The organism is Butyrivibrio sp. DSM 10294 (assembly GCF_028539135.1).
Lineage (GTDB): Bacteria > Bacillota > Clostridia > Lachnospirales > Lachnospiraceae > Butyrivibrio.
In genome coordinates, this window is the sequence record NZ_JANSWL010000088.1 from 32645 (window position 1) to 45785 (window position 13141).

At 44.5% G+C, this 13141-nt stretch carries 9 protein-coding genes; all 9 read left to right on the plus strand.

The window, feature by feature from the left end:
• Positions 1 to 76 precede the first annotated feature (76 nt).
• Entirely contained in the window at positions 77 to 2824 is a 2748-nt protein-coding gene (locus tag NXH67_RS16270) for a hypothetical protein (protein ID WP_272798070.1), read from the plus strand.
• 15 nt (positions 2825 to 2839) lie between these two features.
• The gene (locus tag NXH67_RS16275) at positions 2840 to 3439 is read left to right on the plus strand and encodes a hypothetical protein (RefSeq protein ID WP_272798071.1); all 600 of its coding nucleotides are present in this window, start codon (positions 2840 to 2842) and stop codon (positions 3437 to 3439) included.
• A gap of 5 nt (positions 3440 to 3444) precedes the next feature.
• Positions 3445 to 5463, plus strand: a complete 2019-nt coding sequence (locus NXH67_RS16280; RefSeq protein ID WP_272798072.1) for an ATP-binding protein — start codon at positions 3445 to 3447, stop codon at positions 5461 to 5463.
• 62 nt (positions 5464 to 5525) lie between these two features.
• Positions 5526 to 6041 carry a hypothetical protein gene (locus NXH67_RS16285; RefSeq protein ID WP_272798073.1) on the plus strand — a complete coding sequence of 172 codons (516 nt, stop codon included), beginning with the start codon at positions 5526 to 5528 and terminating at the stop codon, positions 6039 to 6041.
• Positions 6038 to 6847 carry a response regulator gene (locus NXH67_RS16290; RefSeq protein ID WP_272798074.1) on the plus strand — a complete coding sequence of 270 codons (810 nt, stop codon included), beginning with the start codon at positions 6038 to 6040 and terminating at the stop codon, positions 6845 to 6847. The genes NXH67_RS16285 and NXH67_RS16290 overlap by 4 nt, the downstream gene beginning before the upstream one ends.
• A gap of 112 nt (positions 6848 to 6959) precedes the next feature.
• Entirely contained in the window at positions 6960 to 8906 is a 1947-nt protein-coding gene (locus NXH67_RS16295; RefSeq protein ID WP_272798075.1) for a beta-L-arabinofuranosidase domain-containing protein, read from the plus strand.
• An 82-nt stretch (positions 8907 to 8988) separates the two neighbouring features.
• Positions 8989 to 10074: an HD-GYP domain-containing protein gene (locus tag NXH67_RS16300; protein WP_272798076.1), complete on the plus strand. Its 1086-nt coding sequence runs from the start codon at positions 8989 to 8991 to the stop codon at positions 10072 to 10074.
• 182 nt (positions 10075 to 10256) lie between these two features.
• A complete protein-coding gene (locus NXH67_RS16305) occupies positions 10257 to 11732 on the plus strand; it encodes a DUF6937 domain-containing protein (RefSeq protein ID WP_272798077.1) in 1476 nt (491 codons plus the stop codon).
• On the plus strand, positions 11729 to 13096 hold the full coding sequence (locus NXH67_RS16310) for an MFS transporter (protein ID WP_272798078.1): 1368 nt from the start codon (positions 11729 to 11731) through the stop codon (positions 13094 to 13096). The genes NXH67_RS16305 and NXH67_RS16310 overlap by 4 nt, the downstream gene beginning before the upstream one ends.
• Positions 13097 to 13141 lie beyond the last annotated feature (45 nt).

Genomic DNA, 13141 nt, shown 5'->3' on the forward strand with positions numbered 1-13141 from the left:
TGCTATGTTACACTATTAATAATCGATATATCAACTATTCTGCGAAGAATGATCTATTCGACACGGAGGTTATATTATGCCACCTGAAGTAAAAGAAGCAGCTCCGAAAAAAATGTCTTTTGAAAAGGGTCTTGTCAGTGATGTTGGCACCCTGAACGGTAATGCTCTTGTTAACAAACACAATTTTATGGATTCAGGGGAAAATGCACTTGCCGGCGGCGCTGCTGATAGAGAAGATGTAGCTGTTGGCGTAAGAAATACTCTGCGGGCCCGTATGGCACAGGAAAACCGACTGTCAGCTGAAGAGGCAGCGGAAATGGCAAGGCAGCACCAGGATCACAAAAATAATCAGATGCTTCCTGCGGCAGCTTTAGCCAAGAGAAAAATTCGTGAGTCAAAGATCAGGTACGGAGAATATCTTCTTGCCCGCAGTCGCATGAGTGTAGCAGATGCTAATGCTATGGTGGCAACAATTGATAATCTGATAGCCAGTGCCCAGAATGAGGATGCGGATGAGCTGAGGCGTCTGAAAGTCCGGATTCAGGCCCATCAGGCAGAGGACCCGGGTTTTCTTAAACGAGTATTCGGAAGGTATGAAGGTAAAACAAACAGTGCTCTCGCAACTTATCAAAAGTCTCGTGTTGAAGCAAATAATGCCGTTTCCCAGATTGCTTCTTTGAATGAAAGCTGGAATAATTATCTGGCAGATTATAAGAGGAACACTTTTAAGCCCAGATACAGAGCTTATGACAAGCTTATGGCAAATTATTACATGATGTCCAGGGAGAAGACCGAGGATCAGTTAAAGACCGGTTTTGAACGACCTGATGCTGCTAATCCGGCACCGCAGGAAGTTGTTGCCAAGAATATATCTGAGTATATAGGTGTATATAACATTGAAAACATCAACAACTTTGCCAATGATGCCCGCAATAATCCATATAATGACAGCAATTTTGAATTCAGTGTTTCCAGAGCTTTGAATGAAAATTCAAATAACGTCCTGGAGGGCATGGTCAAGCGTCACACAATGGCCAAATTCGAGGCCTTCGCTGCAGGAATCAATAACCTTGGAGATGAGCAGGAAGGGAATGCTCCCAGAAGAATCGTTAAGATCGACAACAATTTCAAGGGATATCTGGCAAGACATCAGGTGGGCCCCGGCGGAGCTATGGTTGAAAACGAGGTGAACAAGGACGAGCGACAGGCAATGAATGCCTTCAATCTTGTGGCGGATGAGCGTGCCTCCAACGGAAGTCTCCTCTTTTCTCAGAAATCTTCCAAGATCTATACTGCCAAATCCAAAAGAACCGGCAACAGGGTAAGGGGATTTTTTATCAATGATGAATTTTTCTCCGAGAATAAAGACGATATTCTGGATCAGTCCCAGACGACGTATTTCGGAACCCCTAACTGGAAAAAGACCAATGAACAGGAGAGACTGAGAAGAGCCATCAGAAGGTCTGACTTTTTTAAGCATGTCAACAGCGCCAGCATCCAGTACTATCTCAATTATAACGAGAATCCCGGTGTGGTTCAGGACCAGCATGTTAAGAGGAGCTTTATGTCCAGAAGAGAAGGCGTTTTTTCCTTTACCAATCTGGGACAGAGCCTTCTTGACGGATCACTTATCGACACGCTGGGTGGAATTACAAGCGCTGCTTTGGGTGATTCAAAGAATTTGCCCGGAGTTAACAAGGAACTCATGGATAAACAATATATTAAATATATTGGTACCACCAGCAGTCTCATGGAATTTGACAAAAAGTACGGCTTTGGAATTGCGGGAGGTATTTCCGCTGCGGCTTTACCTGTCATGGCAATGCTGGGGGATGCTACCCTTGGCGTTAGCATCAGCAATGTGATCAACACTGTAATTTTGATGATAAAGAATATTTATAACGCCATTGAGTCACTGGGAAAGCTCAGAAAGATCAAGCCCGGGGATGACAAATGGCCTCATATATCCAAGATTATTGACAATGTCCTGGGATTTATTTCCGGCGGAGCGGACATACTCGATTCTCTCAAATGGATTCCGGATCCCGTCAAGGGTATTGTTTCAATTGTAAAAGATCTGTTTGGAGTTCTGAAAGATGCAATTTCGGTAATCGCATCCTGGGGTTCCTTAAACAGACTTGGCAGTAGTTCCGAACGAATTAATACAGCTATGCAGACAGCAAAGCGGGTAATTGTCAATCCCAGTAATGAAGAACGTGATGCCCAGCAATTGGGAAATGCTGCCAATCAGAATTCCCAGGCGGCATTTTACTTAAGACTTGCAAAGCAGAAATCAGGAAGGGAAATTCCGAATTCTGTTATTGATGGTATTGCCAAGGGACTGAATATCACAGGAACAACTATGGGACTTGGAGAAAAAATGTCCTGGTTTAACCCGATATCGTTTCCTTTTAAGCTTGCCAGCAAGGTAACAAGTTTTCTTGGGAAAATTGTTAACGCCGCCATCGGAAAAGGGCTTAGAAAGAGTAATGTGGGTTATGTCCTTGGAGACAGCGGACTGGACAGCGTTTCCGGATTTAATGATATCTTAAAGGAAGAGACCGGTATAAATAATAAGCATTACCTGGCTCCACTGATGCGCGTTTTCATGGCTGTGGATACACATGCTCTTTTGATGAATTCTAAGGCCTCACCAAATGAAGGTGACAGGAGGCTTGCAGAAGAAGTGGTCAGCACATTCTTTAAGAGAAACGAGGGCGAAACCTACAATCAGTTTGTTCAAAGAGTAAGCTTTAAAAAGCTTCTTGATTCCGTAGGCGCACCATCTGATTGGAGAAATGTACTTCTTGAATCTATTTCATAATTGAAGGGGGAGAAAATGGGAACAAACAATGAGGATGTGTCAGGATTTAACGAGATAAGAAAAAATCTTAAGGAAGATTTTGAGCTGCTATTTGGGGAATGCGAGGATAGTGAAGGCGTACTGAGGGCAGTTGCGGAGCACATAGGAGTCAATGACGCCGAGGCAATAATTGAAGCTGCCATTGAGGCAATCCCAAACGGGGAGGACTATCCCTACCCGGCGGTGCATTTTAATATTACTCTGGCTAAGGAAGTTGAACTTGAAAACTTCGGAATCGTGGCATCTGCCATCAACGATATCAATGTGATACTGTCGACAGGCGAGTTTCCTTCCTTCGGAAATTTCTGTCTCTACAAGCCCCTGAGACAGATCTTTTACGGCTACAGAAAGCCCATAAACATCGGAGCAGCAGAGTATGAAAGAGAGAATATCAGATTTTTCCTGGCCACTGTATTGGACCAGCTGGACGTTTTTATCGATCTGATATTGTATGTGGCAGGGGGAAATCAGATCACGACTCTGGATTCCTACCTGAATTATTTAAGGGATATTTCTGAACTGGGTGAACTGGAAGAGAAAATAAGACAGCTGGATCAATTTTTCGGAAAAGAGTAAAAGACATGACTTACCTGGAGACCAACGTAAGCTTCATCCTGATGCGCTGTGATGAAGTACTCAGACAAAAGGGCTATGAGGATTCCGTTGCGGAATATCCTCAGCTTCTGGATGCGGTTTCGAGAGGGGACAAGGACGCCATTGACAACTGGGCGCAGCAGGAAAGACAATTGTCAGACCATCAGGCCGTAAGATATTTTGCTCTTCTTGATATGCTGGGAAAAAGTAATGTGATGAGATCACTTCTTGATCTGTCACTGGCAGCTTTTTTCTATTCCGATCTCAATGATTATATTCAAAAATACTTTAAATGCGGAGTATGCCTGGGACTGGCTTATGCAATCGAGGGTGTTCCTTTTCCCTCCGAGAAGGAGGTGCTGGAATATGCCCTCCCTTTGCGTGTGTTCTTTAACCTTGATTCCACCGCCTCTCCCATAATGTATCAGCAGCTTAAGCTTGATGACAGGCTGGTCTCTTTCCTTGAAGGAAGTGATGAAATGACCGGTCTTTTATCAATGTATTGTGAGCTGTTTGATAAAGACACAGATCTCCATGAGCCCTTTATTAACCTGGATATTCTCAAGGAGGGCTCGGAATTTTTTGATAAGGGCGGCAAGGTAGTTCAGCTCTCAAGGCAGGGAGGCAGAAGGTTTCTGGCAAAGCATATTGCCAAAAGCATAGCCAGGGATTTTCTGTTTATCAGTCTTAAAGACCTTACGGGCTCCGGGCGTGAGCTTTTTTTAAGACTACGAAGTGAGCTTGTGAGAGAAGCAATGCTGCAGAATGCGGGCATCTGCATATACGGCATTACGGATGAGCTTACAAATGATAATGATGAGAATATACTTGAGGCCTTTGAGAGGGATGTGGCGGATGTCATTGTTGACTATGAGGTGCCGCTTATCATCTGCTGCGACACGTCAGCTGCTCTGATCAAGAAAAGACGAAGGAAAGATGCGCTCATTCTGGAGCTTCCCGAGAGGCTGTCTTATGATGAGAGAAAGCTTTTATGGGCAGGCTTTTCAAAGCTCTATGATATTGATGTTGATCCAAATGAAGCAGCCATGCGCTATCACCTTAATGCCAGCGAGACCATGAGCGTTATAAGAGGCCTGGAAAGCATAAAGAAAAGAGACGGTGAAGACAGGAACATGTTCCTGTCAAGGCTTGCACTGTCTGCGGGTGGTATGGAGAAAAACCTTAAGCTGGGAAGGATAATCTATCCCAGGACCAGGCTTAAGGATGTGAAGCTCAATGTGGATATAAAGGAAGTTATTGAAAATGTCATCAAGAGCGTGAGGATAGGCAACAAGGTATTCGATGAATGGGGCCAGAAGGAGAATTACATCTACGGAAGCGCCATGAGTCTTCTTCTAAGCGGCCCTCCGGGAACCGGTAAGACCATGACCGCCAATGCCATAGCAGGAGAGCTTGCCATTCCTTTATATCAGATCAATCTGTCAAATGTAGTGGACAAGTACATAGGCGAAACCGAGAAGAACCTGGAAAAAGTGTTCTCTTTTGCGGAAAAAGCCAATGTGGTTCTGTTCTTCGATGAGGCGGATTCCATATTTGGAAAAAGAAGCGAAGTGAAGGATTCCAAGGATAAGTATGCCAACAATGAGATCTCTTATCTTTTGCAGCGCATAGAATCCTACAGCGGGATCGTCATAATGGCGACGAATATAAAGGGAAACATTGATCCTGCCTTTATGCGAAGGATCAGATATGTGGCTCATTTCGACAATCCTGATACAGAGATGAGGAAGGAAATCTGGGAGAGCCTTATTAATGACAGGATTCCCCACGATGAAATCGATATCGATTTTCTGGCGGAGCAGTTCAAGGATTTCACCGGCAGCGTTATCAAGACTGTGTTCCTGAATGCCTGCTCAATGGCTGCTGCGGAGGGTGACAGGCTGACCATGAGACACCTGATGAAGGCCCTTAAAATGGAGCTTTCCAAGGGGAGCAGTGTCGCCTTTACCTTTGATCTTCTGGGGAAATATGCTTATCTGATCTAGTGTACTTTCCGATGCACTTTGGTGATAAGATAGAATAATAAAACATTTTATGAGGAGGACCAATGGCATCATTAGCTAAAGATATCGACATCAGAAAGTTCTACGATGCGATTGTGAGTTTTGAAGAAAGTGAGGAGTCCCAGGACTTTTACTACGAAGTAATGGACACTCCTACGGGGAGAAAAAATAAAAATGGCAGCGATGAAACTGTAAGGGACAGGATTCTTAAGGCCTACGGTGTTCTTTTTTGTGAGGACGCCGGATTGGAGCCCGGGGAAAAGGCAGGGGTTCAAGAGGTTGCTGATACCGCTGACAGGCTCTACATCGGCGACGCCGGCTACGATCCTGAGCACTGGTATCGCATGAAATACCATTTTCCTGTTATCGACGATGATAATTATGACAGGTTTGCTGCACTGGTACTGGCAGACATGAACTCGGGGCCACTTCATGAGGCGGCTCTTAACGACGGAGAAACCCTGGTGGTGGGAGAGGCAGATCCTCTTCACATGACACCGGAGCAGAGGAAGAATCAGCAGGTCAAAAGCGTATCCCTGCCGAAAGGAGGTGCGCAGTGAGAGTACTTGCAGTAGACAGTGACAGCGCATCCCTGAAAAAGATTAAGGGATTATTATCCAAGACCATTCCCGATGCAACCTGCTATTATTATGACAGTTCTCTGGCAGCTCTTGCCAAGGCCAGGGAGGAAGAGATAGATGTGGCATTTCTTGATGTGGAGATGCCCGAGCTGACGGGGCTTGATCTCGGCAAGTATCTGAAGGACCTGAATCCCTTTGTAAATCTGATTTATCTCACGGATAAAACCGACTATGCCTTCGAAGCCATGAAGCTTCATGCCAGCGGATATCTCAAAAAGCCCGGTTCCGGGAATGAGGTAAAAAAGGAACTGGAGCAGCTTCGTTATCCCGAGACCAAAAAGAGATACAAAAGAGTTTTTGCCCAGACCTTCGGCAATTTTGAACTATTTGTTGACGGGGAGCCTGTGGCCTTTAAGTATACAAGGACCAAGGAAATAGTGGCACTTCTTGTAAATAACAGAGGCGCCCAGACCAGCAACGGTGAGATCATCGCATCCCTCTGGGAGGATGACGGAGATCCGGAGAAGAAACTGTCATATCTGTGCAACCTTCGGCAGGATCTTCAGAATACTTTCACCAGGCTTAAGCTTGACGGTATCATTCTCAAGCAGCGTGGCAGTATGGCAATTGCCAAGGACAAGATTGAATGTGATCTCTACGACTGGCTTGACTACGGTAATGATTCCAAATACAAATATGTGGGCGACTATATGAATCAGTACAGCTGGTCCGAATTCTACCATGCCGAGCTTGATGAGATCAGCTATGATTTGGAGGAGGAATGATCCATCTTCCAAATTGATACCATTTCAAACTTTATAACATTCTAATCATAAAAATGTGATGTTATTCTTAGACAATAAGATATGACATCACATTTTTTTAGGAGAATCATGTATGAAAAACAATTGGATTGACATAGGATTTTTTAATTCAAAGATTACCGACAGATACTTTGAAGAAGCCTTTGAAAAAGAAGTAAGTAACCTGCTTCTTCTTGATCCCGACCGTCTTCTTGCGGGCTTTCGTGAGACGGCAGGCATCATCGCCGGAATGGAAGGCGAAGAACTCAATGCTTTTATGAAGCACAAGGAGCGCTACGGCGGAATGTGGGAAGACGGGCTCATAGGAGGCCATACCATGGGACATTACATCACAGCGCTGTCTCAGGCCTTTGCGTACCCCGGAATAAGTGCTTCCGACAAAAAGAAGGTGAGTGAAAGACTTGACTATATAATCGATTCCCTCGCTAAGTGTCAGGAGAAGACAAGCGGAACCGTCTATGAGGGATATCTGTTTGCGGCTACATTGCCGTCAAAGGAATTCAAAGACAATCCGGCCCTTCAGTTTGACAATGTGGAGAAGGGACTTGGGGAGATTTTTACAGAGGCTTGGGTTCCGTGGTACACAATGCACAAGATCATGTCCGGCCTTAACGCTGCCTATAAATTCGCAGGCAATGAGAAGGCGCTTAAGATCGACAACGCTCTGGGGCTTTGGATCGCAGCCCGCTGTGAGAGCTGGTCTGAGGAAACAAGAAAGACTGTTCTTTCCATTGAATATGGCGGAATGAACGACTGTCTCTACGAGCTTTATCTCATAAATAAAGAGTTGGGCGAAAAAGGAAGCCCCCTTGCCATTGAGTTCCCGGGAAGGATAATGGATGCTGCTCATGCCTTTGATGAGGAGCCTTTGTTTGAGAAGATCCTTGCGGATGGAACGGATCTTTTTGACAACGTTCATGCCAATACCACAATTCCAAAATTCATCGGTGCTCTGGCAAGATATGAAGCAGACAATAATGAAACAAGATATCTTGAATATGCCAAAGCCTTTTTTGATATGGTGATCCAGAGGCACACCTATGTAACAGGCGGAAACAGCGAGGATGAGCACTTCGGAAAAGACAATATCCTTGACGCCGAGAGGACCAATGTCAATAATGAGACCTGCAATACCTACAATATGCTGAAATTTGCCAGAAGACTCTTTGCGGTGACGGGAGATAAGAAGTATCTGGATTATTCCGCCAATACTTTTCTGAATGCCATTGCAGCGTCCTTTAATCATGACACCGGTTTTACCACCTATTTCCAGCCTATGGCCACTGGATTCCATAAGGTCTTCAATACACTGGATGGCAACTTCTGGTGCTGCACCGGCACGGGCTATGAGAATTTCACCAAGCTTCAGAGAGGCATCTACTTCAGGTTCCGCAGAAAGCTTGTGGTGGCAATGTACATTTCATCGGAGCTTGACATGGATGATTACAGACTGGTTCAGAGCTGTGATTTTGATAAGAGCGATGTTGTCAGTTTTGAGATCATTCCTCATGAGGGAAGAAATGCGGAAGATGATATTTACTTCAGAAAACCTCAGTGGCTTAAAGGCGCTGCTCAGCTTACAATAAACGGCAAGGAGGCTGAGATCAAAGAGGCGGACGGTTTCTTTATCGTGCCCGGAAGTGCTGTCAGGGAAGGCGCAAGTATCACTTTGAAGCTTCCTATGGGAATATGTGCTCACAATCTTCAGGACGGGAAGAACACCTACGCATTCTGCTATGGACCTTACCTTCTGTCTGCAAGACTTGGAACAGCTAAGATAAGCGAGACAAGCCACGGCGTGGCTGTTCGTGTTGCAGCAGGAAAGAGCTGTGAATCCGATGAACTTAAGATCACCACTGGTGAGACGGTAGATGATTTTATCGGCAATATCGGTCAGCATCTCATAAAAAGAGAGGAAGGTACAGAGTTTGATCTTACCGGAGTGGAGACACCTCTTGTGTTCACAACCCATTTTAACCAGTATAAAGAAAGCTACGGAATCTACTGGAAATTCAGCTGAAACATGCGGACGCAATACCGTCAACTGTATGCTATAATATAGTTGGAAAGTTACATTATTTTAAGCTGACAGGGTGGCGTTTATGAGACTGGTATCAGTAGATAAGTTAGAGCCGGGGATGGTTGCCTCGGAAAATATTTATACTATCGATGACAGACTTGTTCTGCCTAAGGGTACGATTCTGGATGAAAAGGACATAGCCAGGATCAAGGCCTATTCCCTTTATAATGTCTTTGTGGAGGATGTGAAGAAGGAAGCGCCGGCAAGGCCCAAGAGCGCTTCCGGATCATCTCCATCCTATGCCGAGCGTGTCAAGAGCTCGGAGGAATTCATCAGATTTAAACAGAACCTGGAGGAATATGCCGAGGAACTTGAGGAGGCCTTCAGGATGATCGTGAACGAGTCCATGGAGCTTGATGTGGATAAGCTCACTGAGCCGGTTTATCATCTTTTCGTGGAAGCGGGGGGAACAGCCGGCATTTTTGACATGCTCCATAACCTAAGGGACAACAGCGATGCTGTATATGTTCATTCCTTGAATGTCTCACTTATCTGTAACACGCTCGCTACCTGGATGAGACTTCCGGAGGAAAAGATACAGGTGGCCACAGCGGCAGGGCTTTTGCATGATATAGGTAAGCTCTATGTTCCGGAGGATATTCTTAATAAGAAGCAGGAACTTACCGAATATGAGCAGCGCGCAATGAGAGAGCACGTTACCAAAGGCTATGAACTTGTTAAAGGCCTGGACATTGACGAGCATATCAAAAAGAGCATTCTGATGCACCACGAGATGAGAGACGGCTCAGGTTACCCTCTTCATCTTAAAGGTGAGCAGATAGATGAGATAGCATCTATAGTTGCTGTTGCTAATACTTACGACGACCTGACCTCCAAGAGAACCTACAGGGAGGGAGTCTGCCCCTTTGACGTTATTGCCAGATTTGAGGCTGAGGGCCTCTATAAATATGATCCAAATGCAATAATGACGTTCCTTAGTAATATCGTTAACACCTTTATAGCCAATAGAGTTATGCTCAACAACGGCAAGACCGGAGAGATCATCTTCATCAATCCGGTGCATCTGTCACGACCTGTTGTAAAGAGCGGAAATCAATTTATTGATCTTGCGGCCAATAAGAATCTGGCCATCGTTGCAGTCATATAAAACATCCCATAAAAAGTAAAAATGCACAAAAGCAGGAAACGAAAATTGTAAAAAGCGTTTCTTGTTTTTTCGTGCATATTACGCTAATATTTCAATGTGGAAACTTGAAAAATAAAACATGGTTTCCTCGATAGAGATGTTATGAAAAGCCGATAGGGTTAGTCGGCGGAAAAGGGAGTGCGATGACTGAAAGATCAAAAGTGATATTTGGCAACAGGGTTAAGGACAGCGATTATAAAGCCGCTTTGAAGTCGAAAAAAAGTTATATCAAAAAGTTTGGGGATGATTCTAATGTAGATTACAAGATAAATGTTACCGAAAACCAAGTGATTGGACCTATTATGGGTGTCCGGAATATTGTCGTGTCTGCCAATTCTTCAGGGGGGGAAATTGATAAGGACAAGGGTATTATCGTAGGTAACATCCGCATGGGCTTTGGCCATTACCGTATCTCAATGGCGATTGCATCCTATGCTCACCATCTTGGCTACACTCCTTACTGGATGGATCTCAATTCCTATCCGGAGACCACCTGTACCAAGGTAATAGGACATCAGAATGATCTCTATTCATTAGGTTCAAGGCTCTCCAAAAATCCTATTTTCAATAAGCTTGTTTGGGAGCCTACGAACTATGAAGGCTTCAGAGCTCTTTCATATAACGCCAAGGATCAGAAGAATGCCGAACTTATGGCACCTGTTTATAAAAATGTTCCCAAGGAAGTGCCTGTTGTAGCAACACATGTATGGCCCGCCCAGGCAGCCATTCACGCAGGAATGAAGAATGTTGTCAATGCAATTCCCGACAACTGGCCTATGGCCCTTCACCTCTCCGAGGGCTCACTTCATACAATACAGTGCAGAAATGCATATATGGGATATCGTATTCTCAATGGAATGAACAAGAAGAATGTCTGCAAACCCATGCCTCAGAAGGACCTTGTTTATACAGGCCACTACATTGATTATGAGCTGGTAAGCAACATCGAAGCTGATTGTCAGGCAAGACTTAATCGCAGGAAAAACGGCAAGCCCATGAGATTCCTTCTCACCATCGGTGGAGCAGGAGCTCAGAAAGAGATCTTTGCCGAGATAATTAAGCACCTCATTCCTTACATCAAAGAGAAGAAAGCAGCTCTTTATGTAAACGTAGGTGATTACCGCAATGTCTGGGATGAGCTCGTAAGAGAGATTCCCGAGATGGCAGCTCTTAAGAAGGAGCATATGGATGATTGGGAGGATACACTTAACTTCACCACCAATGCTCTTGACGAGAATAAGGAAATAACCGGAATTCACGGTTTTTATCACAAGGACATTTTCCAGGCTGTATATGCCACCAACCTTCTTATGAGAAGCGCAGATGTACTTGTAACCAAGCCAAGTGAATTGGCATTTTATCCTGTACCCAAGCTCTTTATCAAAAGAGTAGGAAAGCATGAGATGTGGGGGGCTATCCACTCTGCTGAAATTGGTGACGGAACACTTGAGTGCAGGGATATACCGCATACAATTCAGATGCTTGATCAGTTCCTTGAGACAAGCCTTCTGGATGAGATGTGCGAAGCAATTGTCGCAAATAAGCAGGCGGGAATTTATGATGGGGCGAAGAAAGTGATTGAGCTTGCAATGAAGCTTAAGGAGGAAAACAAGAAATGAAACAGCTAAAACCTATTACAAACGCATTATTATGGATCTTCGCACTGGGACAGTTCGGATGGAGTCTTCTTTCCGGAATCGTAAGTAACTGGATGGTTTACTATTATACAGGTGAACCAAGTGATCTTAATCCCAACACGGGTATTTTTGCAGCAGGGATCACACAGAATCCTATTGTATTCAAACTTACTCTGTTTGGCCTTGTTCTTGCCTGCGGACGTATATTTGACGCTATAACAGATCCTCTTATTGCAGGATGGTCTGACAGAAGTAACTATAAGGGTGGAAGAAGAATTCCTTTTATGCGCGTAATGGCTATTCCTTTTTCACTTTGCACTATCGCACTTTTTGTTCTTCCCCAGACAGGAAGCATAGTATTTAACGATACACTTTTATTCATCCTTCTGATGGTGTTCTATCTCTTCATGACAATGTTCTGCACACCTTATAACGCACTTATTGCAGAGCTTGGAGATACGCAGCAGCACAGGATCAACGTATCAACCTTTATTTCATTCACCTTCATCGTCGGACAGAGTATTTCATTCCTTCTTCCTAACGTTGCAGGTGCTCTTGAGAGCAGCTTTGGACAGGCAGGCGGGATCAGAATGGCTGTTGCTATTATGGCAACTATTGCATGTCTTGCAATGATTTTCCCTGCGTTCTACATCAACGAGCGGGATTATATTGACAGCAAACCCAGTCAGACACAGCCCTTCAAGTCACTTATCAGCACCTTCTCAAACGGACAGTTCAGACGCTTTGTATACAGTGATGTTATTTACTTTTTTGCCCTCACACTTTTCCAGACAGGTCTTGCCTTCTATGAGACACAGCTCATGGAGATCGAGGATTCATGGACATTCCTGCTTACAGCAACAATGACTTTTATCAGTGTTTGCCTGTATCCTTTTGTTAACGTTTTTGCCAAGAAGATAGGCAAGAAGCCACTTATCATTATCGGTTTCTTTTCATACTGCGTTGTATTCCTTATCACATCCATCTGCGGTAAGGGACTTCACTGGGGCTTTATAGTTGCTGTGGTGGCAGCTGTTCCTATGGCTATCCTTGGAATTCTTCCTCAGGCCTGTGTTGCAGACGTAGCTGAGTGCACAAGACTTGAGACCGGTGAGGACAGATCCGGTATGTTCTTTGCAGCTCGTACCTTTGCATTCAAGATGGGTCAGGCTCTTGCACTTGTAGTATTTACTTCAATCACAGTGGACAAGACACCTGCAAGCTACAGAACAACAGCTGTAGTAGCTCTTATTACCTGCTTTATCGGAGCTGTATTATTCTTTGCTTACAATGAGAAAAAGCTCCTTGGCAGAATCAAAGAGCTCAAGGGAAGCGAAGAGATCTGATATATACAGATTATTGACTAACATTTCGGATTGGGGTGTTATATT